20 protein-coding genes are annotated in these 25,773 nt (G+C 68.1%); 10 read left to right on the forward strand and 10 right to left on the reverse strand.

The genetic code is table 11. The features are described from left to right. Positions 1–161 precede the first annotated feature (161 nt). From ACAM58_RS24930 to ACAM58_RS24950, 5 genes are all read left to right on the forward strand, one after another. Positions 162–1,091, forward strand: coding sequence for a branched-chain amino acid ABC transporter permease (locus tag ACAM58_RS24930; protein WP_015867757.1), 930 nt, complete (start codon positions 162–164; stop codon positions 1,089–1,091). A 1-nt stretch (position 1,092) separates the two neighbouring features. Then, positions 1,093–2,157, forward strand: coding sequence for a branched-chain amino acid ABC transporter permease (locus ACAM58_RS24935; RefSeq protein ID WP_369663725.1), 1,065 nt, complete (start codon positions 1,093–1,095; stop codon positions 2,155–2,157). A 51-nt stretch (positions 2,158–2,208) separates the two neighbouring features. Next, positions 2,209–3,540, forward strand: a complete 1,332-nt coding sequence (locus tag ACAM58_RS24940; protein WP_015867759.1) for an ABC transporter substrate-binding protein — start codon at positions 2,209–2,211, stop codon at positions 3,538–3,540. A gap of 86 nt (positions 3,541–3,626) precedes the next feature. Next, positions 3,627–4,439, forward strand: a complete 813-nt coding sequence (locus ACAM58_RS24945; RefSeq protein WP_015867760.1) for an ABC transporter ATP-binding protein — start codon at positions 3,627–3,629, stop codon at positions 4,437–4,439. Between the two features lie 339 nt (positions 4,440–4,778). Then, positions 4,779–6,029 (forward strand): phenylacetate--CoA ligase family protein, encoded by a 1,251-nt coding sequence (locus ACAM58_RS24950; protein ID WP_369663726.1) that lies wholly within the window; start codon positions 4,779–4,781, stop codon positions 6,027–6,029. Here ACAM58_RS24950 and ACAM58_RS24955 read toward each other — a convergent pair. The 3 genes from ACAM58_RS24955 to ACAM58_RS24965 all read right to left on the reverse strand — a co-directional run bounded on the left by ACAM58_RS24955 (position 6,020) and on the right by ACAM58_RS24965 (position 9,016). Continuing rightward, complete coding sequence (locus tag ACAM58_RS24955; protein WP_369663727.1) at positions 6,020–7,048, reverse strand: hypothetical protein; 1,029 nt, start codon at positions 7,046–7,048, stop codon at positions 6,020–6,022. The two genes, ACAM58_RS24950 and ACAM58_RS24955, sit on opposite strands and share 10 nt — an antisense overlap. 56 nt (positions 7,049–7,104) lie before the next feature. Further along, complete coding sequence (locus ACAM58_RS24960) at positions 7,105–7,680, reverse strand: type 1 glutamine amidotransferase domain-containing protein (RefSeq protein WP_369663728.1); 576 nt, start codon at positions 7,678–7,680, stop codon at positions 7,105–7,107. 145 nt (positions 7,681–7,825) lie between these two features. Further along, complete coding sequence (locus ACAM58_RS24965) at positions 7,826–9,016, reverse strand: M48 family metalloprotease (protein WP_369663729.1); 1,191 nt, start codon at positions 9,014–9,016, stop codon at positions 7,826–7,828. A gap of 203 nt (positions 9,017–9,219) precedes the next feature. Between ACAM58_RS24965 and ACAM58_RS24970 the strand changes: the two genes are divergently transcribed. After that, the gene (locus tag ACAM58_RS24970; protein WP_018905152.1) at positions 9,220–10,194 is read left to right on the forward strand and encodes a tripartite tricarboxylate transporter substrate-binding protein; all 975 of its coding nucleotides are present in this window, start codon (positions 9,220–9,222) and stop codon (positions 10,192–10,194) included. A 76-nt stretch (positions 10,195–10,270) separates the two neighbouring features. Here the strand turns inward: ACAM58_RS24970 and ACAM58_RS24975 are convergent, their stop codons facing one another. Further along, positions 10,271–12,391, reverse strand: coding sequence for a carboxypeptidase-like regulatory domain-containing protein (locus ACAM58_RS24975; protein WP_369663730.1), 2,121 nt, complete (start codon positions 12,389–12,391; stop codon positions 10,271–10,273). A 182-nt stretch (positions 12,392–12,573) separates the two neighbouring features. Between ACAM58_RS24975 and ACAM58_RS24980 the strand changes: the two genes are divergently transcribed. Then, entirely contained in the window at positions 12,574–13,554 is a 981-nt protein-coding gene (locus ACAM58_RS24980; protein ID WP_369663731.1) for a LuxR C-terminal-related transcriptional regulator, read from the forward strand. A gap of 30 nt (positions 13,555–13,584) precedes the next feature. Here the strand turns inward: ACAM58_RS24980 and ACAM58_RS24985 are convergent, their stop codons facing one another. Further along, the gene (locus ACAM58_RS24985) at positions 13,585–15,678 is read right to left on the reverse strand and encodes a PQQ-dependent dehydrogenase, methanol/ethanol family (RefSeq protein ID WP_015867766.1); all 2,094 of its coding nucleotides are present in this window, start codon (positions 15,676–15,678) and stop codon (positions 13,585–13,587) included. 158 nt (positions 15,679–15,836) lie between these two features. Here ACAM58_RS24985 and ACAM58_RS24990 point away from each other — a divergent pair, with 158 nt between their 5' ends. Next, the gene (locus ACAM58_RS24990) at positions 15,837–17,105 is read left to right on the forward strand and encodes a helix-turn-helix domain-containing protein (protein WP_369663732.1); all 1,269 of its coding nucleotides are present in this window, start codon (positions 15,837–15,839) and stop codon (positions 17,103–17,105) included. Between the two features lie 4 nt (positions 17,106–17,109). Here the strand turns inward: ACAM58_RS24990 and ACAM58_RS24995 are convergent, their stop codons facing one another. The 5 genes from ACAM58_RS24995 to xylF all read right to left on the reverse strand — a co-directional run bounded on the left by ACAM58_RS24995 (position 17,110) and on the right by xylF (position 24,166). Further along, the gene (locus ACAM58_RS24995; protein WP_369663733.1) at positions 17,110–19,548 is read right to left on the reverse strand and encodes a membrane-bound PQQ-dependent dehydrogenase, glucose/quinate/shikimate family; all 2,439 of its coding nucleotides are present in this window, start codon (positions 19,546–19,548) and stop codon (positions 17,110–17,112) included. Between the two features lie 115 nt (positions 19,549–19,663). After that, positions 19,664–20,830: an ROK family protein gene (locus ACAM58_RS25000; protein WP_369663734.1), complete on the reverse strand. Its 1,167-nt coding sequence runs from the start codon at positions 20,828–20,830 to the stop codon at positions 19,664–19,666. Positions 20,831–20,849: 19 nt separating this feature from the next. Beyond that, positions 20,850–21,626: an ATP-binding cassette domain-containing protein gene (locus ACAM58_RS25005; protein ID WP_062364146.1), complete on the reverse strand. Its 777-nt coding sequence runs from the start codon at positions 21,624–21,626 to the stop codon at positions 20,850–20,852. 211 nt (positions 21,627–21,837) lie between these two features. After that, the gene (locus tag ACAM58_RS25010; RefSeq protein ID WP_319439916.1) at positions 21,838–23,028 is read right to left on the reverse strand and encodes an ABC transporter permease; all 1,191 of its coding nucleotides are present in this window, start codon (positions 23,026–23,028) and stop codon (positions 21,838–21,840) included. Between the two features lie 115 nt (positions 23,029–23,143). Next, a complete protein-coding gene (gene xylF, locus ACAM58_RS25015) occupies positions 23,144–24,166 on the reverse strand; it encodes a D-xylose ABC transporter substrate-binding protein (protein ID WP_369663735.1) in 1,023 nt (340 codons plus the stop codon). Between the two features lie 252 nt (positions 24,167–24,418). On the opposite strand from xylF, the gene ACAM58_RS25020 reads away from it, so the two are divergent. Both ACAM58_RS25020 and ACAM58_RS25025 read left to right on the forward strand, forming a co-directional pair. Next, a complete protein-coding gene (locus tag ACAM58_RS25020; RefSeq protein ID WP_278879865.1) occupies positions 24,419–24,850 on the forward strand; it encodes a VOC family protein in 432 nt (143 codons plus the stop codon). Positions 24,851–24,859: 9 nt separating this feature from the next. Further along, positions 24,860–25,771, forward strand: a complete 912-nt coding sequence (locus tag ACAM58_RS25025; RefSeq protein WP_369663736.1) for an amino acid ABC transporter substrate-binding protein — start codon at positions 24,860–24,862, stop codon at positions 25,769–25,771. The last annotated feature ends 2 nt before the right edge of the window (positions 25,772–25,773 follow it).

The following is a 25,773-nucleotide window of genomic DNA, read 5'->3' on the forward strand; positions in this document are numbered from 1 at the left end:
CCACACCCGACCCTGATGCATTGCTCCTTCCCCTCCCGGGGGAAGGCTGGGTTGGGGGCACGACAGCCCTCGCAATACAGCCGCGCCTCATCGAGCGCCGCGAGCCCCCACCCCAACCCTCCCCCGGAAGGGGAGGGAGAAAAACAAGAGAGACATTGACCATGGGCTTTTTCCTAGAAACCCTGTTCGGCGGCCTCATGGTCGGCATGCTCTATTCGCTGATCGCCATCGGCTTCGTGCTGATCTACAAGGCCTCGGGCGTCTTCAACTTTGCGCAGGGCGCGATGGTGCTGTTCGCGGCGCTCGCCATGGCGCGCTTCGCCGAATGGTTCCCGCAGTGGTTCGGCTTCGAGAGCCAGGTGCTCGCGAACATCCTGGCCTTCATCGCGGCCATGGGGGTGATGGTGATCGTGGCCTGGCTGATCGAGCGGCTCGCGCTCAGCAAGCTGGTGAACCAGGAAGGCATCACGCTCCTGATGGCCACGCTGGGCATTGCCTACTTCCTCGATGGCGTGGGCCAGACGATCTTCGGCAACGACATCTACAAGATCGACGTGGGCATGCCCAAGGAACCGCTGATGGTGCTGCAGGGCACCTTCCAGGGCGGCCTGCTGCTGAGCCAGGAAGACCTGGTCGCCGCGCTGGTGGCCGCGGGCCTGGTGGTGGTGCTGGCCGTGTTCTTCCAGAAGACCGCCACGGGCCGCGCCCTTCGCGCCGTGGCCGACGACCACCAGGCCGCGCAGTCGATCGGCATTCCGCTCAAGCGCATCTGGGTGATCGTGTGGTCGGTGGCGGGCTTCTCGGCGCTGGTGGCCGGGGTCATCTGGGGCTCAAAGCTGGGCGTGCAGTTCTCGCTCTCGCTGGTGGCGCTGAAGGCGCTGCCGGTGGTGATCCTGGGCGGACTCACCTCGATACCGGGCGCGATCATCGGCGGGCTGCTGATCGGCGTCGGCGAGAAGCTTTCTGAAATTTATCTCGGCCCCATGCTCGGTGGCGGCATCGAGATCTGGTTCGCCTACGTTCTTGCCTTGGTCTTCTTGCTGGTTCGTCCGCAAGGCCTGTTCGGCGAGAAGATCATCGATCGGGTTTGAGATGTTTTACAGAGAAAACGGCCAGTTCAAGTCGAGCTACCGCGCCGACCAGCAGATCTTCCCGATCGCGCAGGACCGGATCGCCACCCTGGTGCTGCTGCTCGCGGCCTTCGTCGCGGTGCCGCTGGGCGTGTCGGACTACTGGATGCGCGCCATCCTCACGCCCTTTCTGATCCTGTCGCTCGCGGCGCTGGGCCTCAACATCCTGGTCGGCTATTGCGGGCAGATCTCGCTCGGCACGGGCGCCTTCATGGCGGTGGGCGCATATGCGGCCTACAACTTCCAGGTGCGCATCGACGGCATGCCGCTCATTGCCTCGCTGCTGCTGGGCGGCCTGTGCGCCACGGTGATCGGCGTGCTGTTCGGCATTCCGAGCCTGCGCATCAAGGGGCTCTACCTGGCGGTGGCCACGCTCGCGGCGCAGTTTTTTACCGACTGGGCGTTCCTGCGGATCCAGTGGTTCACCAACAATTCGTCGTCGGGCTCGGTGAGCGTGGCGGGACTCAACGTGTTCGGCGTGCCGATCGAATCGCCGGTGCAGAAGTATCTGTTCTGCCTGATCTTCGTGGTGGTGTTCGCGCTGCTCGCGAAGAACCTGGTGCGCAGCGCGATCGGCCGCGAATGGATGGCCATGCGCGACATGGACGTGGCGGCCGCGGTGATCGGCATCCGCCCGGTGTACGCCAAGCTCACGGCCTTTGCAGTGAGCAGCTTCATCGTGGGCGTGGCGGGCGCGCTGTGGGGCTTCATCCACCTGGGTGCATGGGAGCCGGCGGCGTTCAGCATCGACCGCTCGTTCCAGCTGCTGTTCATGGTGATCATCGGCGGGCTCGGCTCGATCATGGGCAGCTTCTTCGGCGCCGCGTTCATCGTGCTGCTGCCGCTCTTTTTGAACCAGCTGCCGGGGTGGCTGGGCTTCTCGATCTCCACCGCGCTGGCCTCGCACCTGGAGACCATGATCTTCGGCGCGCTGATCGTGTTCTTCCTGATCGTCGAGCCGCACGGCCTGGCACGGCTGTGGTCCACCGCCAAGGAAAAGTTGCGGCTCTGGCCCTTCCCCCACTGATTTTTCCGTTCGTAGAAACCGGCACCGAGGTGCCCACATAAGGAGACAGGCATGAAACTGAAATCGCTCGCTCTGACCGCCGCCCTGGTGGCCAGCACCCTCGGCGCGCTGCTTGCGCCATCGCTCGCCCAGGCGCAGGCCAAGGAACAGTTCTTCCCGCTGCTGGTGTACCGCACCGGCCCCTATGCGCCCAACGGCACGCCCTGGGCCAACGGCAAGCAGGACTACATCAAGTACATCAACGCCACCGGCGGCATCAACGGCGTGAAGATCACGTACGAAGAGTGCGAGACCGGCTACGCCACCGACAAGGGCGTGGAGTGCTACGAGCGCCTGAAGGGCCGCCCCGGCGTGACGCTGTTCGACCCGCAGGCCACCGGCATCACCTTTGCGCTGACCGACAAGGTGCCCACCGACAAGATCCCGCTCATCACGCTGGGCTACGGCCTGTCGGCGTCGCAGGACGGCAGCGTGTTCAAGTGGAACTTCCCGCTGATGGGCAGCTACTGGACCGCGGCCGACATCCTGATCCAGCACATCGGCAAGAAGGAAGGCGGCATGGACAAGCTCAAGGGCAAGAAGATCGCCCTCGTGTACCACGACTCGCCGTTCGGCAAGGAGCCGATCCCGCTGCTGCAGGAGCGCGCCAAGCAGAACGGCTTCGAGCTGTCGCTGATTCCGGTCACCGCACCCGGCGTGGAGCAGAAGTCCGCCTGGCTGCAGGTGCGCCAGTCGCGGCCCGACTACGTGCTCTTGTGGGGCTGGGGCGTGATGAACTCCACCGCGCTGAAGGAAGCCGTGGCCACCGGCTATCCGCGCGAGAAGATGTATGGCGTGTGGTGGGCCGGCGCCGAGCCTGACGTGAAGGACGTGGGCGCCAACGCCAAGGGCTACAACGCGCTGGCGCTCAACACCTCGGGCACCGAGCCGAAGGTGATCCAGGAAATCCTCAAGCAGGTGCACGACAAGGGCCAGGGCACGGGGCCGAAGGACGAAGTGGGCTCGGTGCTCTACACCCGCGGCGTGATCATCCAGATGCTGGGCGTCGAAGCCGTGAAGCGCGCGCAGGAGCGCTTCGGCAAGGGCAAGGTCATGACCGGCGAGCAGGTGCGCTGGGGCATGGAGAACCTCGCGCTCGACCAGAAGAAGCTCGATTCGCTGGGCTTCTCGGGCGTGCTGCGCCCGCTCGGCACCTCGTGCCAGGACCACATGGGCTCGACCTGGGCCCGCGTGCACACCTGGGACGGCGCCAAGTGGGGCGGCATGTCCGACTGGTACCAGGCCGACGAGCAGATCATCAAGCCAATGGTGAAGGTGGCGGCCGAGAAGTACGCGGGCGAAAAGAAGCTCACGCGCCGCGACGCAGCCGACTGCAGCATGTGACGGCTTGAGGAACCGTGGCGGCTCGCGAGAGCCGCCATTCGAAAGAACAGCCTCTTGTTGTTCTTTCGAATGCTTCGGACCACACCATGAGCGAACCCAACATCATCCTCAATGTCAACGGCATCGAGGTCATCTACAACCACGTGATCCTCGTGCTCAAGGGCGTGTCGCTCACGGTGCCCGAAGGCGGCATCGTGGCGCTGCTCGGCGGCAACGGCGCGGGCAAGACGACCACCTTGCGCGCGGTGAGCAACCTGCTCGCGGGCGAGCGCGGCGCGGTCACCAAGGGCACGATCGAACTGCGCGGCGAGCGCATCGAGGCGCTGTCGCCGGCCGAGCTGGTGAAGCGCGGGCTGATCCAGGTGATGGAAGGCCGGCACTGCTTCGCGCACCTGACGATCGAGGAAAACCTGATGACCGGCGCCTACACGCGCAGCGACGGCAAGGCCGCGGTGCAGCAGACGCTGGAGAAGGTGTATGCGTACTTTCCGCGCCTGAAGACCCGGCGCACTTCGCAGGCGGCCTACACCTCGGGCGGCGAGCAGCAAATGTGCGCCATTGGCCGCGCGCTGATGGCCAACCCGAACATGGTGCTGCTCGACGAGCCCTCGATGGGCCTGGCGCCGCAGATCGTGGAAGAGGTGTTCGAGATCGTGAAGGACCTCAACACCAAGGAACGCGTGACCTTCCTGCTGGCCGAGCAGAACACCAACATGGCGCTGCGCTATGCCGACTACGGCTACATCCTGGAGAACGGCCGCATCGTGATGGACGGGCCGGCGAAGAGCCTGCGCGAGAACGAAGACGTGAAGGAGTTCTACCTTGGCGTGGGCGGCGCGGACCGCAAGAGCTTCCGTGACGTCAAGAGCTACAAGCGCCGGAAAAGGTGGCTGGCTTGAAACGTTGGTGTGCCGTTGCCGTTGCCGTTGTTCGGGGCGCGCTCCCGCCGACGGGGTACCTTGCTCCGCGAATGTCCCCCGCCCTTCGGGCTCCTCCTTTATTTCGCTGCGCAAGGCACCCCATCGACGTGAGCATTTTCAGAGCACTGGTTGATCAGCCGCAAACCAGCAGCGTGCCCTGTGCACAGGGCATCGGGTGCTCCCCGCAGCGAAATAAAGGAGGAGGCCGCAGGCCGGGGGACATTCGCGGAGGGGAGTACCCGGTGGCCTGTGCACGCGCCACGAACGCTTCCGCATTTGGATTTCCCGCCTCGCAATTCCAGAAATGAAGGTACGGACATGACCGACCATTACGACAAGCTAGAAATCCGTGACCCCGCCGAACGCGAGCGCGACCTGCTCGCCGCATTGCCGAAGCACATCGCACAGGCCCAGACCGCCGCGCCCGCGTTTGCCAAGATCCTCGATGGCGTGAAGCCCGCCGACATCACCACGCGCGAGGCGCTCGCCAAGCTGCCCGTCACACGCAAGACCGAATTGCTCGAACTGCAGAAGCAGCGCCGCGCCGACGACCCCTTCGGCGGCTTTTCCACCATCGGCCGCGGCACCCGCATGCCGCGCGTGTTCGCGAGCCCCGGCACCATCTACGAACCCGAGGGCGAGGCGCGCGACTACTGGCGCACGGCGCGCGCGCTGCATGCCGCGGGCTTTCGCGGCGGCGAGCTCATCCACAACAGCTTCAGCTACCACATGACGCCCGCCGGCTCCATCATGGAAAGCGGCGCGCGCGCCCTGGGCTGCACCGTGTTCGCGGGCGGCACCGGCCAGACCGAGCAGCAGCTCGAAGCCATGGCCGACCTGAAGCCCGAGGGCTATGCGGGCACGCCGAGCTTCCTCAAGATCCTGTTGGAAAAAGCCGAGGAGAAAGGCCTGAAGCTGCCCTCGCTCACCAAGGCGCTGGTGTCGGGCGAAGCCTTTCCGCCGAGCCTGCACGACTGGATCGCCGCGCATGGCGTGCAGGGCACCCAGTGCTATGCCACTGCCGACCTGGGCCTGGTCGCCTACGAGACCAGCGCGCGCGAAGGCCTGGTGCTCGATGAAGGCGTGCTGGTCGAAATCGTGCGCCCCGGCACCGGCGACCCGGTGCCCGACGGCGAGGTCGGCGAGATCGTCGTGACCACCTTCAACCCCGACTATCCGCTGGTGCGCTTCGGCACCGGCGATCTTTCCGCCGTGCTCGCGGGCACCTGCCCCACCGGCCGCACCAACAAGCGCATCAAGGGCTGGCTCGGCCGCGCCGACCAGACCACCAAGGTGCGCGGCATGTTCGTGCACCCCTCGCAGGTGGCGGAGATCGCACGCCGCTTTCCGGAAGTGCAGCGCGCGCGCCTCGTGGTCTCGGGCGAGATGGGCGACGACCAGATGACCTTCAGGCTCGAATGCGCAGCCGGTGCGCCGGCCGGGCTCGATGCGCGCATTGCCGAGGCGGTGCGCGAGGTGACCAAGCTGCGCGGCACCATCGAGCTGGTGGCGCCGGGCACGCTGCCGAACGACGGCAAGGTGATCGAGGACGCGCGCAGCTACAAGTAGCGGCGGTAGAGCCGGCGCGTGAACGCGCGCATCGCCAGCACCAGCAGCACCAGGTAGACTGCCGCCAGCGCGATGGCGAGCGCCGTCAGGCGGCTGCCGCTGCTCACGCCCGAGAAGCTCGCGGCCGCGATCCACCACAGCCCGCCGAGCGCCAGCGCGGCGCACACCACCTGCAACAACGCAAAGACCGACACCGCGGCCGCCACGGCCCGGAACGGGCGCGCCTGCGCGGGCCCTGGCGCGGCGCCGAGCCAGCCGCCCCAGAACGCCAGCGCCCACACCAGCAGCGGCACCGCGAACCAGCCGAGCAGAAGCGGCGCCAGGTCCGAGTCCCTCGAGGTGTCGACCCAGCTGCTTGCCACATGGCCGAGCCACGCCTGCAGCGAGACAAAAGTCGCGGCGGCTACGAGCGCCACCACGCGGCGAGGCGGTGCCGTGTCCGCGCCGCCATCGTCCGCGGCGCCGCGCGAGGCATCCACGGGCGCCATGCCGCGCTCGCGCAGCGCGAAGCGGGCGGCCAGCCACACGCTCGCAACCAGCACGAACATCTGGATGGCCGACTGGACGAGCATCGACAAGGCCATGACCGGCGGCAGGCCGTACATGCCGACGCGCTGGTGCAGCGGCCCACCGGGCATGAAGAGCAGCTGCACCTGATAGAACAGCGGCGTCAAAACCAGCATGTTGACGGCCATCGCCGCAAGGAACACGGCACCGAAGCGGCTGCCAGGGCCGCGAAGCTGCGCGATGCGGGCCGCGCCGCGTTCGTCGAGCGCCTTGCGCGCATGGCACCACGCCAGCGTGGCCGCCAGCAGCCATACCGCGGCCACGCGCGACAGCAGCGGCACCCAGACGCCGGGTTGCGCATACACGCCGCGCATCTGCTCGGCGTGCGGCGACAAAGGCAGCAGCCGCGCCGCCATGGCCGCCGCGAACAGGGCCGCATCGACCGCCACGGCGATCCATGCGAAATTTCCGGGCAGGCGCCGCGCGCACTCGAACAAAGAGGATGCCGCCATGGATGGAGCGTACCGGAACGCGCGGCCCCATCCGCGCGCGCTTCACCGCCCCATGCTCAATGGATCGCGGCCTCGTGCGCGAGCTCGAACATCGTCGTCATCTCGCGAATGAACGCGGGCAGGTCGCCGGGCCTGCGGCTCGTCACCAGGCCGCTGTCGACCACCACCTCCTTGTCGATCCACTTTGCGCCGGCGTTGTGCAGATCGGCGCGCAGCGAAGGCCATGAGGTCATCTTGCGGCCCTTCGCACCGCCGGCATCGATGAGCGTCCAGGGCCCATGGCAAATGGCCGCGATGGGCTTGCCCGACTCGACGAAGTCACGAACGAAGGCCACGGCCTTCTGGTTGATGCGCAGCGCGTCGGGGTTGGCGACGCCGCCGGGCAGCAGCAGCGCGTCGAAGTCGTCGGCATTGGCGTTCTTGAGCGGCACGTCGACCTCGAAGGTGTCGGCGGGCTCGAGCTGCTTCCAGGCGCGCACGCTGCCGTCGAGCGGCGAAACGATCTGCGTCTGCGCGCCGGCATGGTCGAGCGCCTTGCGCGGCTCGGTCATCTCGGCCTGCTCGAAGCCGTCCGCCACGAGGATGGCAACCTTCATTCCGTCCAGTGAAGAAGAAGAGATGGTGGTGGGCATGGGTGAGTCACTCCTTGAAGGTGGTTTTTTTGATGGCAATGACACTTCACCCTAGGGCCCGCGCCCGCAGCGCGCATCGGCGCGCGCCGGGTCCGCCTGTCGGACGGTTCGACGGGCGGCAACCTTCTTTTACGGTGTGCTGCTGCTATTTGCGGCAGCTGGCCGGCAGCGCCTTTTCCTGGAGGCCGTCGCCGGCCACGCAGTTCCACGCAATGCCGTCCTCGGTGGCCGAGGGCTCCATGCGCAGCGTGCCCTTGGCCTTTGGAAGCACCGCCTCGACCACCATGGTGTCGGGGTCGAGCGTCAGCTCCGAGCCGCCGGGCAGGGTTTCGGGTGCGCCGGCCGCGGCCAGGGAATCGGGAATCTCTTCCTTCTGCTTGTAGTAGCTGCCGAGCGCTTCGCGCACCGGTGCGGCTTCGGACCAGGCCTGCGAAACGGCCGCGCGCGACTCGTATTGCTGATAGGCCGGCAGCGCCACCGCGGCCAGCACGCCGATGATGGCCACCACCACCAGAAGCGCCAGCGCGCCGCCGCCGGCTCGGCCGGCGTACGGCACGAAGACCGCGAGCAGGTAGGCCACCGGATTGCGGCTCGGCAGCTTCGCGCCCGGATCGATGGCGCGCGCCACGCGCTTGGTGAGCCAGGGGTAGCCGGCGATCAGTTCATGGAACGAGGCCCAGAAGCCGCTGTTGCCCACCGACTGGTCGGCGTAGCGCTGCAGGTCGACGTGGCGCCACTGCTGCGCGCCGGCGGCCAGCGCCACGAGCGCGCGGGGCGCGGAGTCGGTCTGCGTGCAGCAGGCGGCGCCGTGCAGGTCGCAGGTGTATTCCTGGGCCCGCGAATAGGCGGCGCCGAGCAGCGGCAGCCACAGCACCGGGGCGCGCCAGATGTGGCCCGTGAGATGGCCGCGCCGGATATGGCCGAGCTCGTGGCCGATGTAGAAGTTGATGCCGTCGGGCTGGGCTTCCATGGCGTCGACCACGTCGGACAGCAGCACCACGAAGTTGCGGCCGAAGAAGCGCATGGCAAAGGCATTGAAGATGCCGTCGCCGTGCAGCAGGTAGGCCTCGGGCGGGTTCTGGATGCCCAGATGGCCGCAGCAGGCCAGGAACCGCGCATGCAGTTCCGGCAGCTGGGTGGGCGAGAGCTTCACGGCCGTGCCCTTGATCCAGGCGATGACGGCCGACTGCGCGAACACGTAGGCGATGAAGCCGAGCAGCACATAGACGAGCGCGATGCCCAGGGTGCCCAGGACCAGCAGCGCCCAGACCAGCAGGCCGAGCCCGAGCGTGATGTTGCCGAGCCAGCGCTCGCGCGGATAGACCCATGGATCCATTGGAATTTCCTCCTCGATGCGGCCCGAAGGCCTGCGGTGTTGTGGTTTTTCTTCGCGCCCCCCAGGCGCGGCTTGCGAGCCGCATCATGCCCCAGGAAGGGGCGCATCTCGGCCCACCCCTAAGGGCTATTCGCTATTCGTCAGGTCATGGTCAGCCTTTATGATCGCGGCCGTTTTTGAATTTCACCAACCGAGAGACACTCATGAAGAAACTGCTTGCACTCACGGCATTCGCCGCTGCTGCCGCCGGCGCCCATGCCCAGGATTTCCCCGCAGGCAAGACCGTCACGCTGGTGGTGCCTTTCTCCGCCGGCGGCCCGACCGACCGCGTGGCCCGCGACCTGGCCGAAGCCCTGCAAAAGACCCTGGGCACGACGATCGTGGTGGACAACACCGCGGGCGCCGGCAGCTCCATCGGCACCGCCAAGGTGGCCCGCGCGGCACCGGACGGCTACACGCTGCTGCTCAACCACATCGGCATGTCGACGATGCCTGCGCTCTACCGCAAGCTGCCGTTCAACGTGGAGAACGACTTCGAATACCTCGGCATGGTCAATGAAGTGCCGATGACGCTCATCGGCAAGCCGACGCTGCCGGCCAACAACTACAAGGAGCTCACGGCCTGGATCGCGGCCAACAAGGGCAAGATCAACCTCGGCAATGCCGGCCTGGGCGCCGCCTCGCACCTGTGCGGCCTCTTGTTCCAGAGCGCGCTCAAGGTCGAGATGACGCCGGTTCCCTACAAGGGCACCGCGCCGGCCATCGCCGACCTGCTGGGCGGCCAGATCGACCTCCTGTGCGACCAGACCACCAACACCACCTCGCAGATCGAGGCCAAGAAGGTCAAGGCCTACGCCGTGACCACGAGCAAGCGCCTGACCACGCCGGCCCTGAAGGACCTGCCGACGCTCGCCGAATCGGGCCTGAAGGACTTCGAGGTCTCGATCTGGCACGGCGTGTACGCGCCCAAGGGCACGCCGGCACCGGTGCTGAAGAAGCTCAACGAAGCCATCAAGGCCGCCATGAAGGACCCGGGCTTCATCAAGCGCGAGGAAGCGCTGGGCGCCGTGATCACCACCGACAAGCGCACCGAGCCGGCCGAGCACAAGAAGTTCGTCTCGGCGGAAATTGCCAAGTGGGGCCCGATCATCAAGGCCGCCGGCGTGTACGCCGACTGATTTCCCCCGCGCTCAAAAAAAGAGCCGCCGGCCCTCGGGACCGGCGGCTTTTTTCATGGCGTGACAGCAGAAAAAATCAGGGCAGCGTGACCGTCCACACCTCGAAGTTCTTGCGCACGTCGACCTGGCGCGCCGTGCGGGCCGTGAAGCCGAAGGTGCTGATCGAGGAACCCTGGGCGTACTGCCAGCTGCTGTTGCCCGCCGGCACGCAGTGCGTGTCGCTCGCGCCCACCGGCTGGCAATAGACCATGGCCTTGCGCGCGGTGCTGCGCACGGTGACGGTTTCGCTGAAGCGCGCGCCGCCAGCGCCCGGCGCCCTGCCGAAGACGCTGAACGAGGTGGGCGCGAGCGCACCGGCCGGAACCGTCCAGCCGTCGAGGCCGCCGTCGGCGCTGAAGTCGACGTTGTTGGGCTCCGAAGGCGTGGGTGCCGCAAAGACGATGCCGCGCGGGCTGCCCAGGCTTTCCGCGAGCACCTGGGCACGCAGCGCGGGCGTGAGTTCCACCATGGGCGTCTGCACGGCTTCCGCGATGGTGGGCACGCGGGAGAAGGTGCGCACGTACTGCACCACGTTCGGCGTCGCGCCGTCGGCGTGGAAGAACTCGAGCTTCCACACCGACTGGTCGGCGATCTTGCCAAGCTCCTCGTCGGTGTACGCCGGCGTGGCAAAGAGGTTGGCGTTGTCGAAATCGCTCGGGCTGCCGGGCTGGGCCGGGTCCAGGTAGCGTGCGGACATGCGCCACACCCCCGAATTCAGGGCCGAACCGGCCGTGCCGTCCGGCGTGAGCACCAGCGAGTTGAGGCCGGCCTTGGGCACCAGCACCAGTTCCTTGCCGGGCAGCGATGCGGTGGTTGCCACCACCTTCGACAGCACCGGGTTGCCATTGCCGTCGCGCACGTTGTCGACCGAAACCGCGTAGCCGACCGAATGGAACACCAGGTTCTGGTGCTTCAGGTAGTCCTTCTTGTCGAGCTGGGGACGCACGAAGGCGCGGTAGGTGTTGCCGTTGCCGGTGAGCTTCAGCGCACCGTCCACGATCTTCGCGTTGAAGACGTCGTTGTCGGTGTTGCCCAGGACGTCGGTCCAGCGGTAGGTGAGAGCGATGTCGCCGTTCTTGTGGAAGTATTCGAAGTTGCCGCGGTCGTGCTTCAGGTTGGTGGGGCCGAAGCGGAACAGGCTTTCGAACGAGCGGCGCGCACCGCTGCTCACGCGGCCGATGGGCGCGCCGGCCGCCACGAAGCTGGCCGGATCGTCGTTCACGAACAGCGTGCGGCAGGCCGGCGCCACCACGTTGGCGGCGCTGCCGTAGGCATTGCCGTCGGCCTCGATGGGGCTGTCGACGCGCTGTGCGAGCGGCAGCGCATAGCAGGCGTTGATGCGATCGAGCAGCGCCTGCACCATGGCCGGCGTGGGCGGCTGCACCAGCGTTGCGGCATCGATGGCGGGCAGCGCCGCAATGGTGGCGTCGCCGCTGCGAAAGACGATGGACACCGGCGGGCTGTCGTCGCCGGCGGGCAGCGCCTTCACCGTGATCTCGATGTTGGATGCCGTGCCGTCGGGGCGCACCGACACGTTGAGCGCGTCGAGCACGCGGTCCTGGCCGGTGCCGTTGGCCTGGAACTCGCCGCTCATCGGGTCGATGCTCGCGTCGAGTGCGCTCAGCAGCGGCTGCAGCGCAGCCAGCAGCTTGGACACCTGGTCGCCGATCGATCCGGCCGTGACGGCGCCGGCGTCGGCCTGGATCGCGGCGGCCAGCTTGGCCGGATCGCCGTTGGGCGCGAGCTGCGCCACCACGATGGTGGTCAGCGGCGTCACGTTGGTGGTGCCGGTGGCGGTGCTGGCGGTGGTGCTGTAGAGGGTGAGGTCGTCGCGCACGGCCTGGATCACCAGCGGCGCCTTGGTGCCGGCGGGCAGCGAGCAGCTGTAGCTGCCTTCGGCCGTGGTGGTCACTTCGCAGACCTTGGCGCCGGTCTGGTCGAACACCGTGAGCACCGCGCCGGCCAGGGCTGCGCCGGTGGCGACGGTGCCGCTCAAGGTGGTGCCGGCCGCCGCGGGCGGGTCGCCGCCATTCGAGGCCGGCGGGATGAAGCCGAACCCGCCGCCGCCGCCACCTCCACCTCCTCCGCCGCACGCGCCAAGCAGCGCCAGAGTGACAACGGACAGCGCATGGGGAATCTTGCGGGTGAGAGAGGGCATCGGTGGGCTCTTCGAAGGGGTTTGAAAGCCCCGGACCATCCGGGGCCTGCAAACAATAGCTTTCACTTTTCCAAAAAAAATGATGCAAATGCATCATTCTTGAAATCCGCCCGGCGGGCCGCAGGATGGAATCACCTGAACATGGGATGCGCGCTGCGCGGGCGCGATGGAAAACTTCGGCGATGACCCGGCCTGCCGCCCTGCACGACTTCAGCGAGCTGCTGCTGCGGCTCTACCGGCTCTCGCACGAGCTGCCGATCGATGCCTTCCAGGATGCCGCGCTCGATCTCATCAAGCCGGTGCTGGCTTTCGACTCGTCGATGTGGGGCACCGCCACCCGCACCGACAGCGGCATCGACATCCACACCATCCACCTGCACAACCAGCCAGCGGAAATGCTGGCGGCCTACGAAGAGGTGAAGCACCTCGACACCGCCGCCGTGGAAGTGGGCAAGCGGCCGAAGTCGACGCTTTCATTCAATGCCAATGCCTGGTTCCACCGCAAGGACCAGGCGCAGCTGCGCGCATATGGCGAGCGCTTCGAGCAGTCCAACTTCTTCATCAGCTCGGACGTGCATCCGCAGACGAATTTCGTGCACTGGCTCAGCCTGTTCCGCTCGGACCCCGATGCGCACGGCACCGAACACGAGCGGCAGCTGCTCGCGAGCCTGGCGCCGCACGTGATGCAGGCGCTGGCGCTCAACCGCATCGTGCACCTCGACCGGCTCGAGGCCGGCGGCCAGGCGCCCGGCGGCTCCGCCATTGGCGACCTGCGCGGCGTGCTCTATCACGCCGACGGCCCCTTCGAGGCGACGATGAAGGCCGAGTGGCCGTCCTGGCACGGGCGGACCCTGCCCGATGCGCTGCTCGCGCACTTCCTCGGCCGCCATGCGCGCTACAGCGGCCGGGCGGTCGTGGTCACGCACCACGTGGAGCAGGGCCTGCTGTTCCTCAAGAGCCGCATCCGCTGCCTGGCCGACAGCCTGACGCCGCGCGAGCACACCATTGCCGAGCTGCTGGCCCGCGGCGACACGCACAAGGACATTGCGGCCATGCTGAACCGCTCGCCCGCCACCGTGCGCAACCACATCCAGTCGATCTATGACAAGCTGCAGGTGGGCAACGTGGCGGGCCTGATCCAGGAGCTGCGGCTCGCGGGCTGACCGGCCCGCGCCGGTTGCGGCCCCGCGGCCTCACTTCGGCCGGATCGCGTCGGCCGTGCCCTGGATGAAGGCCTTGATGCTCTCGATGTCCTCGCCCGAGAGCTTGCCCGTGAAGTCGGGCATGCCGCGCGCCATGGCCGGGCCCTTGAGGATGAACTTGTCGAGGTTCTCGATGTAGGCCGCATCCATGTAGCCGAGGTTCGGGATGTTGCCGCCGCGGTCCACGCCCGGCACGCCGTGGCAGAACACGCAGTTGCTCACATAGAGCATGGTGCCGGCCTGGACCTTGGCGGGGTCGTACTTCACGCCCTGCACCAGCTTGTCCATGCGGTACTGCACGAACTCGGGCATCTTCGCGCTGCCGCCCACGGCAAAGGTGTAGACCGTGCCCGGACCCTGCCGCTCGGTGGCGCGCTGCGCGAGGCCGTACACGCCGCCCCAGCCCACCGCGACCGACACGTACTGCTTGCCGTCCACCATGTAGGTGGTGGGCGCGGCCACCACGCCGGTGCCGGTGGCCGTTTCCCAGAGCTTCTCGCCGGTCTTCGCGTTGTAGGCCACCAGGCGGCCGTCGGCCGTGCCCTGGAACACCAGGTTGCCGGCGGTGGTGAGCGTGCCGCCGTTCCAGGGCGAGACGTAGTCCACGCCCCAGGCTTCCTTCTGCGCCACCGGATCCCAGGCGACGAGGCGGCCGAAGGGCTTGCTCTTGGGCGGCTCGGCGTTGGCGAACATGGCGGTGTTCCAGCCGAGCGCGGCGTGCGGCCGGCCCGGTGCGTTCTGGTCGAACTTCCAGTCCTTGTCGTCCATCAGGTTGATCGGGATGTTCTGCGCCGGCAGGTAGGCCAGGCCGGTCTGCGGGTTGAACGACATCGGGTGCCAGTTGTGCGCACCGAAGGGGCCGGGAATGCTGTCGCCGGGCTTGTCGTTCTGGCGCGCGGCCGCGATCTCGATGGGGCGGCCGTTCTTGTCGTAGCCCGTGGCCCAGTTCACGTCGACGAAATTCTTCGCCGAGATGAACTTGCCGTTGGTGCGGTCGATGACAAAGAAGAAGCCGTTCTTCGGCGCATGCAGCAGCACCTTGCGCGCCTTGCCGCCGAGCGTGACGTTGGCCAGGATCATCGACTGGGTGGAGGTGTAGTCCCAGTTGTCGCCGGGCGTCTCCTGGTAGTGCCACACGTACTTGCCGGTGTCGGGGTTCAGGGCCACCACCGAGCCCAGGTACAGGTTGTCGCCGCCCTTGGGGCTGCGCTTCTTGTGCGCCCAGGGCGAGCCGTTGCCGGTGCCCACGTACATCAGGTTGAGCTCGGGGTCGAAGGCGAAGCTGTCCCATGCGGTGCCGCCGCCGCCGGCCTCCCAGTACTTGCCCGAAGGGTCCCAGGTCTTGGCGGCGCGCGCCATCGATTCGTCCTCGAAGGGCTTGGCCGGGTCGCCCGGCACCACGAACCAGCGCCACTTCTGCTCGCCGGTCTTCGCGTCGTAGGCTGTGACGTAGCCGCGCACGCCGTACTCGGCGCCGCCGTTGCCGATGATGACCTTGCCCTTGAAGACGCGCGGCGCGCCGGTGATGGTGTAGCTGCCCTTCTGCCCCTCGATGGTGTTCTTCTCCCAGACCTTCTGCCCGGTGGCCGCATCGAGCGCGATCAGCCGTCCGTCGAAGGCGCCGACGTAGACCTTGCCTTCGTGCAGCGCCACGCCGCGGTTCACCACGTCGCAGCAGCCCCTGAAGCCCTTGGACTTGTCGACCTGCGGATCGAAGCTCCAGAGCTTCTGCCCGGTGCGCGTGTCGATGGCATGCACCACGCTCCACGACGCGGTGACGTACATGACGCCGTCCACCACCAGCGGCGTGGCCTCGACGCCGCGCGTGGACTCGAGGTTGTAGGACCAGGCCAGCCCCAGCTGCTTCACGTTGCCGGCGTTCACCTGGTCGAGCTTGCTGAAGCGCGACTCGGCGTAGTCCAGGCCGTAGCTCGGCCAGTCGGGGGTCTTCTTCTGGGCCGCGTTGGCGCGAACGAAGTCGCCGTTCACCTGCTTGGCGGCCGAGGCCTGCGCCGCGGCGGGCGAGCTGCCCAGGCACAGCAATGCACCGGCGAGCGCAAGCCAACCGGAGTGGATCTTTTTCATCGTGGGTCTCCTTTGTGCCGCAAGGATCGGTTGTGCCGCGCTCGCGTTCATCTTCGGGATTTCCCCAGTCCGGCGCTGTTCCATTGCGGAACACATTCGACGGGGGCAGCGATCTCCCCTTCCTTCCTGATCCCCCATTTCGAGGAGCGGCGAACAGCATGGCTTTCGAACGGCTGGGCACGGCAACCGCGCCGCGCCAACTTTTTTCCAGCACGCCGGCGCAGCGCGTGGCGCTCGCGCGGCAGCAGTTCTTCGAGGAAGGCGTGCGGCCATCGGGCCTCGTCGGCGAGGCGGTGATCCAGTCGTGGCTGCGCTGCACCCGCAACCACAGCGACCGGCAGCGCATCGTGCCTTTCGATGCGGTCACGCCGAGCCGCCTGCACGCCACGCTGGCGCGCAACCGCGAGCTGCTCGAGGTGGCGCGGCAGGAACTCGCGAGCATGGAAAGCGCGCTCGCGGGCACCGACTGCCGCGTGATCCTGACCGACGGCGAAGGCGTGGTGGTGCACGTCACGCACCAGCCGGCCGCCGCGCACCAGCCGGTGCTGCGCAAGACCGCGCGCGTGGGCGTGAACATTTCCGAGCGCATCGTCGGCACCACCGCGCCGGGCATCGTGGCGACCACCGGGCAGGCCTGCACGGTCGACGGCGCGGAGCACTACTTCGACGTGCTGTCGCAGATGCAGTGCGCCGCGGCGCCGATCCGCGACGTGGCGGGCCGGCTCGCGGGCGTGCTCGACATCACGATGGAGGCGCGGCGCTTCGGCTTCGATGCAGCCTCGATGGTGGGGCTCTACGCCACGACCATCGAGAACCGCCTGCTGCAGGCGCAGTCGCGCGACCACCTGATCCTGCGCTTCCAGGCCAGCCCCACGCTGCTGGGCACGCCGATGGAAGCGCTGGCCGGCGTGGCGCCCGACGGCACCATCGCCTGGCTCAACAGTGCCGGCGCGCGGCTGATCGGCCGCCTGCCCGAAGAGGCCTGCGAGCGGGATGTCGAATCGATGCTGGGCCACGACCTTGCGAGCCTGCTGCGGCTCGAAAGGCGCGAAGCCGCGCAGCCGCTGCGCCTGGCGAGCGGCCTGGGCGTGTGGGTGCAGGCGCGCCTGAAGGCTGCGGACGGCGTGGACTTCAGGCATGCGGTGGCGGTGCCCGGCGACGCCGGCGCGGTGTTGTCCGCCGAGCCCGCGGCGGCCCAGCCGTTGGCGGCGCACGAGCACACGCCAGCGATCGCCTCCCACCACGTGCCGGTGGAAGCGCTGCCGGGCGAAACGCTGCGCGAGCACAGCCGCAAGCTGATCGAGGACACGCTGGCGGCACAGGGCGGCAACGTCTCGCAGGCGGCGCGGCAGCTGGGCGTGTCGCGCGGCACGCTGTACCGGCGGCTGCGCGGCTGGCGCGAAGAGGACAAGGTCGCGCCGGGCTGAAGGTTCAGCGCCTGGGCAGCGCGTAGGCGATCACGTGGTCGCCGGTGCGCGTGCCCAGCGAGCCGTGGCCGCCCGCGGCCACCACCACGTACTGGCGCCCGTCGCTGCCGCGGTAGCTCATCGGCGTGGCCTGTCCGCCCGCGGGCAGGCGGCTGCGCCAGAGCTCCTTGCCGCTGGCCACGTCGTAGGCGCGCAGGTAGTAGTCGAGCGTGCCCGAGAGAAAGGCCACGCCGCCGGCCGTCATCATCGGCCCGCCGAGGCTGGGCACGCCCATCGCAAAGGGCAGCGGCAGCGGCGAGCTGTCGCGCACGGTGCCGTTCTTGTGCTTCCACACCACGCGGCCGGTGCGCAGGTCGGCCCCGGCCACATGGCCCCAGGGCGGCGCCTGGCACGGCAGGCCGAACACCGAGGTGAAGGCGCTCAGCTGCACCGCGAACGGCGCGCCGAAGTTCTCGTTGAGCGCGGGCAGGCTGTCGTTGGGCCGGTCCTTGCCCTGCACATAGAGCGAGGTGTCGTCGGCCCGCGGAATCAGCCTGGACACGAAGGCCAGCGAGGCCGGCGTGGTGAACGCCATCTGCCGCACCGGGTCGACCGCCACGCCGCCCCAGTTGAAGACGCCGAAGTTGCCGGGGTAGATCAGCGAGCCCTCGGTCGACGGCGGCGTGTAGCGGCCTTCGTAGCGCAGCCGGTGAAAGGCGATGCGGCAGGCCAGCTGGTCGAACACCGTGCCGCCCCACATGTCGGCCGGCGTGAGCGCGGGCGGATCGAAGGACAGCTCCGACACCGGCTGCGTGAGCGAGGTGTGGTCGCCCGCGGCCGGCCCCTGCGGCGCGGGCCGTTCATGCACCTTGGTCAGGGGCTTGCCGTCGCGCCGGTCGAGCACGAACAGCTCGCCCTGCTTGGTCGGCTGCACGAGCGCGGGCACCGTCTCGCTGCCGATGCGCAGGTCGACGAGGCTGGGCTGCGAGGGTACGTCGTAGTCCCAGAGGTCGTGGTGCACGGTCTGGAAGCTCCAGCGCACGCGGCCGGTGGCCAGGTCCAGCGCCACCACCGAGGACGAATAGCGCTCGGCCCCTTCGGTGCGCTTGCCGCCCCACTGGTCGGGCGGCTGGTTGCCGGTGGGCACGTAGACCAGCCCGAGCGCCTCGTCCACGCTGGAGATCGACCAGCTGTTGGGCGAGTTGGCCGTGTAGCTGCGGTCGGCCGCGATGGGTGCGGTGTCGTCCGGGTTGCCCGAATCCCAGTTCCACACCAGCGCGCCGGTGTCGATGTCGAAGGCCCGGATCACGCCCGAGGTTTCCTTGGTCGAGACGTTGTCCAGCACCGTGCCGCCCACGATGACGAGGGAGCGCGTCACCACCACGGGGGAGGTCGAGTAATACGAGCCGGGCTTCACGTTGGGCATGTTCTTCCAGAGGTCGATCTGGCCCGTGCCGCCGCCAAAGCGCATGCAGGGCTTGCCGCTCCCGGGGTCGAGCGCGATGACGCGGCCGTCGGCCGTGGGCATGAAGAGCTTGGCGTCGCAGTCGCCGCCGGCCGCGGGTGGCGATGAAGCAGCAGCCGCTGCGGGCGCGGGCCGCACCGCACTGCCCGGGTCGTAGGACAGGCCGCGGCAGGTCAGGTGCTGCAAGGCCAGCGGGCGCCGGATCTCGGGCGTGTAGCGCCAGAGCTGCTGGCCGGTGGTCGCGTTCAGCGCCACCACCGACTGGTGCGGCGTGCAAAGAAAAAGCCGCTCGCCGATCTTCAGCGGCGTGACCTCGAAGGTCGTCTCCTCGGGGTCGCCGCTCTGGCCGCGCACGTCGCCGGTGCGAAAGTGCCATGCCTCCTGCAGCTCGCCGACGTTGGCCGGCGTGATCTGGTCGAGCGCCGAATAGCGCTGGCCCATGCCGTTGCCGCCGTAGGCCGTCCAGTCGTCCTTCGGCGGGGCCGGTGCGGTATTGCCCGATGCCGCGGCGGGTGCCGCGGCCGCCGGCATGGTGCCTTCGATGCGCGTTGCATCGCGCGTCCACGAGAACACCGCGGCAGCCAGGAAGGCCAGCAGCACCACGCCGAGGAAGCCGCGCGCGGGCGCCACGCCCGCGGCGCTGCGGCGCCCGAGCGCACGCGCCACCCAGGGCGTGAGCAGGAACAGGCCGAGCACGAAGAACACGTCGCCGCGCGCTGCCAGCGGCCACCAGTCGAAGCCCACTTCCCACAGGGCCCACACCAGCGTGAACGCCACCACGGCCGCATAGGCCCAGAGGCCCGCGCCGCTGCCGCGCGGCAGCAGCACCGCGCAGGCGATGAGCCCGAGCCCTGCCGCGAGGTAGTACCACGAGCCGCCGAGCACCACGAGCCATGCGCCTGCCGCCCCCAGCCCCAGGCCTGCAAGGCCGATCACGGCGGCAGTGATTTTGAGCAGCGCGGAAGAAGGCGCACGAACGCGCGCGGCGGCATCGGGCATGGCGTGGGCTCCAGGTTTTTGATCGAACCTAGGCCAAGGCCGCGGCGATGCGCGTAGGCGGTTTGCGCATGTCGCCGTGCATCACCGCAATCGCGGCCGCCTGCCGCCGATCTTTTTAAACAGAAGGTATTCGGTATTCGTCGTTGCGCGCGGCGCGGGCCCGGCGCGTGCGCGCATCGGGCTGCAGCGGCCTGAGGTATTCGTGCAGCGCCAGCGCCGCCGCACCCACGGCGGGTGCCAGCGCAAGGTAGCGCGCGATGCGCAGATCGGGTGCGGGCATGCCGGCCGCATCGGCATGGCGCCCGACCCATTCGAAGGCCGCCTGCGCCAGCCCGAGATGGCCGGTGCAGGACTTGCCGCCGAGCACGATGGCGCGCGGATCGAAGGTCACCCACAGGTTCTGCAGCAGCACGCCGAAGAAGGCTCCCGCGTGCGCCATGCCGGGCGCTTCGCGCTCGAGCGCGCGCGAGCCGAAGAAGGCCTCGGCGCAGCCGCGGCGCCCGCACGAGCACAGCGGCCCATCGAGCTGCAGGATGGTGTGGCCGATCTCGCCCGCCATGCCTTGCGCGCCCGTGAAGAGGCGGTCGTTCAGCACCACGCCGGCGCCCACGCCCACGTCGCAGCTCACGAAGATCAGCGGGTCCGCGCTCTCGCCGCCGGAGAACTCGTACTCGCCGAGCGCGGCGGCATCGGCGTCGTTCTGCAGTTGCACCGTGACGCCCGGCAGCCCGGCCGCGGCAAAGGCTTCTTCCAGCGCGGGCAGCAGGCTCACGTTGCGCCAGCCGAGGTTGGGCGCAAAGCGGACCATGCCGGTGCAGTCGTCCACCGCGCCGGGCACGCAGACGCCGATGCTCGACAGGCGCAGCCCCAGTGCATTGAGCTGCCCATGCGCTGCCGCGGCCATGCGCGCGACCTGCGCGCAGGCGCCGGCCGGTGCGCTGTCGGCTAGCACCTGCGTGTCGGCATGCAGCACCTCGCCCTGCAGCGAGACGCACACCAGGCGCACCGTCTCGACCGCGATCTCGACGCCCATCAGCGCGCGCACGCCGACGTTGATCCGCAGCGGCGTCGAAGGCCGTCCCAGCCCATCGGCAACGGTGGTGCCGGCTTCGCTGAGCCAGCCCTCGTCGAGCAGTTCGCGCACCAGCAGGCTCACGGTCGACTTGGTGAGGCCGCTCTCGCTCGCGAGCCGTGCGCGCGACAGGCCGGGCCGCGCGCGCAGGAGGCGCAGCAGCACGCTGCGGTTCATGCGCTTGAGCAGCTGCTGGTCGCCGATGGTCACGGGGCCACCCTGCCTTCGTTCACCTGTGGGCCTGCTCTTTTCCTTCGGGGCGCTTGCCGGCGATGATCATGCCGAGCACTTCGTCTTCGGTGACGTCCGCGGTGCGGTAGGTGCCCACGAGCCTGCCGTTCTTCATGACCGCGACGCGGTCGCTCAGCGAGAACACGTCGGGCATGTCGTGCGTGATCAGGAAGATGCCGACGCCATCGGCCTTGAGCTGCTTCACGAGCCCGCCGACCATCGCGGTTTCCTCGGGCCCGAGCGCGGCGCAGGGCTCGTCCATGATCAGGATGCGCGCGTTGAAGTACAGCGCACGCGAGATCGCCACCACCTGTCGCTGCCCGCCCGAGAGCCTTCGCACCGGAATGCGGATGTTGGTGAAGTTCTTGTTCAGGCGCTGGAACACCTTGCGCGCCTGCACCTCCATGAAATGATCGTCGAGCGTGTTCCAGCGCGTCATCTTCTCGCGGCCGAGAAAGAGGTTCGATACGGAGTCGAGGTTGTCGGCCAGCGCGAGGGTCTGGTAGATGGTCTCGATGCCGAGCGCCTGCGCCTCGGCGGGCGTGCGGATGTGGACCTTCTCGCCTGCGATCAGCGTGTCGCCCGAGTCGACCGGATAGGCGCCCGCGAGCATCTTCATGAGCGTGGACTTGCCCGCGCCGTTGTGGCCGAGCACCGCCACCACTTCGCCGGGATGCAGGTTGATGCTCACGCCGTCCACGGCCTTCACGCCGCCGAAGGCCTTGCGGATCTCCTTCAGTTCGACCAGGGGGTGCGAGGTGTCGACCGTGGTCATTTGAATTCCTTTTGCGGTGCGGCGCTTTTTGCGTGCGGGGCTCCGATGTTCAGGGCGCGTGCCCAGGCCACCGGGTACTCCCCTCCGCGAATGTCCCCCGCCTTCGGCTCCTCCTTGATTTCGCTGCGGGGAGCACCCAGTGCCCTGTGCACTGGGCACGCTCTGGGTGTATCGCTGATCAACGGCTGCTCTGTCCAACGCACTTTCATCTCTAGTTCTCCCCGAACTTGCGCCGGTACAGCACGTCGAACACCACCGCCACGATCAGCACCTGCCCGATGATCACCATGCGCTTGCCGATCGGCACGTCGAGCAGCAGCATGCCGCTGTCGAGCGACTGCATGATGAGCGCGCCCAGCACCGAGCCGAAGATCGAGCCGGTGCCGCCCGCGAGCGCCGTGCCGCCAATGACGGCGGCCGCGATCACGTACAGCTCCATGCCCGTGCCGAGCGAGTTGGTGCCCGCATTGAGCCGCGCGATCGACACAATGGCCGCCACCGTCACCAGCACCGCGAGCAGCGCGAACAGCATCAGCGTGACGCGCTTGACCGGAATCCCCACCAGCGCCGCCGCATCGGGGTTGCCGCCCATCGCGAACACATAGCGGCCGAAGCGCGTGCGGTGCACGATGAACGACAGCACGATCGCCACCACGGCCCAGATCAGCACCGGGATCGGCAGGCCCTGCGGCGCGTCCTTCGAGGCGATCTGGTAGTTGTTCATGACCGCCGCGAAGACGAACACCACGGCCGCCGGCACCGCCGTCAGCAGCAGCTCCAGCCACAGCGGCTCGTTGGGCATTTCGTGGTGCGCGCGTGCGCGGCGCTTCTGCAGCATGCGCGCGAACAGCACCAGCGCCACGAAGGCCGCGAGCACCCAGGTCATGGTGGTGCCGATGCCGCCGTCGTAGCCGCCGCCCAGGCGCTGGAAGAATTCGTCGTTCACGGGCTGCGTCTTGCCGTCGGCCACCAGGAAGGCCGCGCCGCGGAACGACATCAGCCCGCCGAGCGTGACCACGAACGAGGGCACGCCCAGCATCGCCGTGAGCCAGCCCTGGTAGATCGACACCAGCAGCGCCACCGCGAGCCCCGCGAGGCAGGCCGCGGGCCACGACCAGCCCGAGGTGTATTGCAGGTACGCGATCAGCACGCCGACAAAGCCCATGACCGAGCCGACCGACAGGTCGATGTGGCGCGCCACGATCACCAGCACCATCACCGTCGACACGATGCCCACCACCGCCGTCTGCTGCGCCACGTTGTAGAGGTTCTCGGGCGACAGGAACACGCCGCCCGACATCACGTTGAAGACCACCCCCATGGCGATCAGCAGCACGCTCATCAGCAGGAGCCGCAGGTCGACGCCCGTGCGCCGCCACCAGCCTGGCGTTGGATTGCTCATTTTTCAGGTCCTCTCGAAGGAACAACAGGTGCGCGGCGGCGGCCCGGGCCGGCCCATGGGCCGGCCGGACGCGGCAGTGCGGCGCGGATTGGCTTTGCTGCGCTGCTTGCTGCTGCTACTTGCAGGCCGCGGGTGCGCTGGCCGCCGGGACGCCCTTGCAGAGCTCGTCCTTCTTGATCCAGCCGGCCTTCACGACCACGTCGAGGTTGTCGCGCGTGATCGGCACCGGCGTGAGCAGGCGCGAGGACAGCGAGATCTTCTTCGGCCCGGAATTCCAGGGCGCGGCCTTCTCGACCGGCTTGCCCTGCGACAGCGCGATGGCCGCGCTGGCGGCCTCGCGGCCGAGTTCGCGCGAGTCCTTGAAGATGGTCGCGGTCTGCGTGCCCAGCGCAATGCGGTTGAGCGCCGCAAAGTCGGCGTCCTGCCCCGACACCGGAATGCCGCGCAGGCCCTTGGCCGTGAGCGCGGCCACCGCGCCGCCGGCCGTGCCGTCGTTGGCCGCCACCACCGCGTCGACCTTGTTGGCGTTCTTGGTGAGGATCTGCTCCATGTTCTTCTGCGCCACCTCGGGCTTCCAGCCTTCGGTGTATTCGTCGCCGACGATCTTGATGTCGCCCTTCTTCACCGCCGTGTCCAGCACCTCCTGCTGGCCCGCGCGCAGGAAGTCGGCGTTCGGGTCGCTCGGCGAGCCCTTGATGATCACGTAGTTGCCCTTGGGCTTGACCTTGAAGACCTCGCGCGCCTCCATGCGGCCGACCTCGACGTTGTCGAAGGTGATGTAGAAGACGCCGGGCGCCTCGATCAGCCGGTCGTACGCCACCACGGGCACCTTCTGGCGCGTGGCCTTGGTGACGGCCGGAAGGATCGCGTCCTTGTCCATGGCCAGCACGATGAGCGCCTTGGCGCCCTTCGACATCAGCCCCTCGATGTCGCCCAGCTGCTTCTCGGGCGAGCCGCCCGCGTCCGCGCTGATGTACTTGGCGCCGAGCTTCTCGAGCTGCGCCTTGATCGCCGCCTCGTCGGTCTTCCAGCGCTCTTCCTGGAAGTTGGACCAGCTCACGCCGACCACGGTCTGGGCCACTGCGCCCACGGCAGAAAGGCCGAAGGCCATGGCGGCCAGGGTGTGCTTGAGTTGCATGGATGTCTCTCCTTGGAAGGGTGTGCCCGGCGAAGAACGCCGTGTAAGAAATTAGTTAGTTTGAAGGGCGAACTAACTATCCCATCGCGGCCGCGCGCTGGGCACCCGGGAATTCCCGGGGGAATGCGCTCGGCCCCCGGGCACATCGAGCATCGAAAAGATCGATGCTCAGCAAGAAAATATATCGTTTTCGGTTATGAGGCGCGCTGCTTAAAGTCCGGGCCATCCTGAACTCACAGACCGATGGCCGCCATGAATGCATCCCCCACGAGAATTCCGTTCCACCTGGCTTTCCCCGTCCGCGACATTGCCGAAGCCCGCGCCTTCTACGGCGAGCTGCTCGGATGCCCCGAGGGCCGCAGCGCGCCCGAATGGGTCGACTTCGACTTCCACGGCCACCAGATCGTGGCGCACCTCGCCCCCGATGAATGCGGCCACAAGGCCAGCAGCGCGGTCGACGGGCACGACGTGCCGGTGCGCCACTTCGGCGCCATCCTCCCGATGGACCAATGGCAGGCGCTGGCCGACAAGCTGGTGGCGCGCCAGACCCGCTTCGTGATCGAGCCCTACATCCGCTTCAAGGGCGAGCCGGGCGAACAGGCGACGATGTTCTTCCTCGATCCGTCGGGCAATGCCATCGAGATGAAGTCGTTCGCGAATCTCGATTCGCTGTTCGCCGTCTGAAGGCGCCGCGTGAAGACACGACGCTTTCTTGCGGCCGCGGCCGCCACAGCACTGCTGCTGTCCGCCGCAGGCGCCGGTGCGCAAACCGACACCTTGAAGAAGATCAGGGAGTCCGGCGCCATCACCATGGGCGTGCGCGACGCCTCGGGCGCCATGTCCTTCACGCTGGGGCCGGGCAGCTACACGGGCTTTCACGTCGAAGTCTGCGAGCGTGTCGTCGCCGACATCGGCCGGGCGCTGCAGATCGAGAAGATCCACGTGAAGTACCAGCTGGTCACGCCGCAGAATCGCATTGCCCTGGTGCAGAACGGCACCGTCGACATCGAGTGCGGCACCACGACCAACAACACGGCGCGCCAGAAAGACGTGGCATTCGCGCCCACGCTCTACGTTGAAGGGGTTCGCATTGCCGTGAAGGCGGCCTCCGGCATCGTGTCGCCCGCGCAGTTCTCCGGCAAGGCGGTGGCCGCGACAACCGGCACCACCTCCGTCCAGCTCCTCAGGAAGCTCAAGCGCGAGGGTGCGGGCGAGATCGCGGAAGTGCTCGCCAAGGACAACAGCGAAGGCTTCCTGCTGCTCGAATCGGGCCGGGTGGATGGCTTTGCGGCCGACGGCCAGATCCTTGCCACGCTGATCTCCAAGAGCAGGGAGCCGGCGCAGTACAAGCTGCTCGACCAGGTTCTCAGTGTCGAGCCGATCGCGATCATGCTTGCGAAGGGCGACCCCGCGTTCAAGAAGCTCGTCGACCAGAGCGTGCTGTCGCTGGCCAGGAGCGGAGAAGCCGCGCGGCTCTACGACAAGTGGTTCATGCAGCCCATTCCTCCGCACAACTCGAAGGTCGGGCTGCCGGCCAGCGCGTTGACGAAGGCCGCCTGGGCCAGTCCGAGCGACAAGCCGATGGAAGCGTACGAGGCGCGATGAAT

The sequence above is a fragment of the Variovorax sp. V116 genome, from assembly GCF_041154435.1.
Lineage (GTDB): Bacteria > Pseudomonadota > Gammaproteobacteria > Burkholderiales > Burkholderiaceae_C > Variovorax > Variovorax paradoxus.

Excerpts from the sequence above, each read along its gene's own strand:
- ACAM58_RS24930 (WP_015867757.1), top strand. The coding sequence starts at position 162 with ATGGGCTTTTTCCTAGAAACCCTGTTCGGCGGCCTCATGGTCGGCATG.
- ACAM58_RS24935 (WP_369663725.1), top strand. The coding sequence starts at position 1,093 with ATGTTTTACAGAGAAAACGGCCAGTTCAAGTCGAGCTACCGCGCCGAC.
- ACAM58_RS24940 (WP_015867759.1), top strand. The coding sequence starts at position 2,209 with ATGAAACTGAAATCGCTCGCTCTGACCGCCGCCCTGGTGGCCAGCACC.
- ACAM58_RS24945 (WP_015867760.1), top strand. The coding sequence starts at position 3,627 with ATGAGCGAACCCAACATCATCCTCAATGTCAACGGCATCGAGGTCATC.
- ACAM58_RS24950 (WP_369663726.1), top strand. The coding sequence starts at position 4,779 with ATGACCGACCATTACGACAAGCTAGAAATCCGTGACCCCGCCGAACGC.
- ACAM58_RS24955 (WP_369663727.1), bottom strand. The coding sequence starts at position 7,048 with ATGGCGGCATCCTCTTTGTTCGAGTGCGCGCGGCGCCTGCCCGGAAAT.
- ACAM58_RS24960 (WP_369663728.1), bottom strand. The coding sequence starts at position 7,680 with ATGCCCACCACCATCTCTTCTTCTTCACTGGACGGAATGAAGGTTGCC.
- ACAM58_RS24965 (WP_369663729.1), bottom strand. The coding sequence starts at position 9,016 with ATGGATCCATGGGTCTATCCGCGCGAGCGCTGGCTCGGCAACATCACG.
- ACAM58_RS24970 (WP_018905152.1), top strand. The coding sequence starts at position 9,220 with ATGAAGAAACTGCTTGCACTCACGGCATTCGCCGCTGCTGCCGCCGGC.
- ACAM58_RS24975 (WP_369663730.1), bottom strand. The coding sequence starts at position 12,391 with ATGCCCTCTCTCACCCGCAAGATTCCCCATGCGCTGTCCGTTGTCACT.
- ACAM58_RS24980 (WP_369663731.1), top strand. The coding sequence starts at position 12,574 with ATGACCCGGCCTGCCGCCCTGCACGACTTCAGCGAGCTGCTGCTGCGG.
- ACAM58_RS24985 (WP_015867766.1), bottom strand. The coding sequence starts at position 15,678 with ATGAAAAAGATCCACTCCGGTTGGCTTGCGCTCGCCGGTGCATTGCTG.
- ACAM58_RS24990 (WP_369663732.1), top strand. The coding sequence starts at position 15,837 with ATGGCTTTCGAACGGCTGGGCACGGCAACCGCGCCGCGCCAACTTTTT.
- ACAM58_RS24995 (WP_369663733.1), bottom strand. The coding sequence starts at position 19,548 with ATGCCCGATGCCGCCGCGCGCGTTCGTGCGCCTTCTTCCGCGCTGCTC.
- ACAM58_RS25005 (WP_062364146.1), bottom strand. The coding sequence starts at position 21,626 with ATGACCACGGTCGACACCTCGCACCCCCTGGTCGAACTGAAGGAGATC.
- ACAM58_RS25010 (WP_319439916.1), bottom strand. The coding sequence starts at position 23,028 with ATGAGCAATCCAACGCCAGGCTGGTGGCGGCGCACGGGCGTCGACCTG.
- xylF (WP_369663735.1), bottom strand. The coding sequence starts at position 24,166 with ATGCAACTCAAGCACACCCTGGCCGCCATGGCCTTCGGCCTTTCTGCC.
- ACAM58_RS25020 (WP_278879865.1), top strand. The coding sequence starts at position 24,419 with ATGAATGCATCCCCCACGAGAATTCCGTTCCACCTGGCTTTCCCCGTC.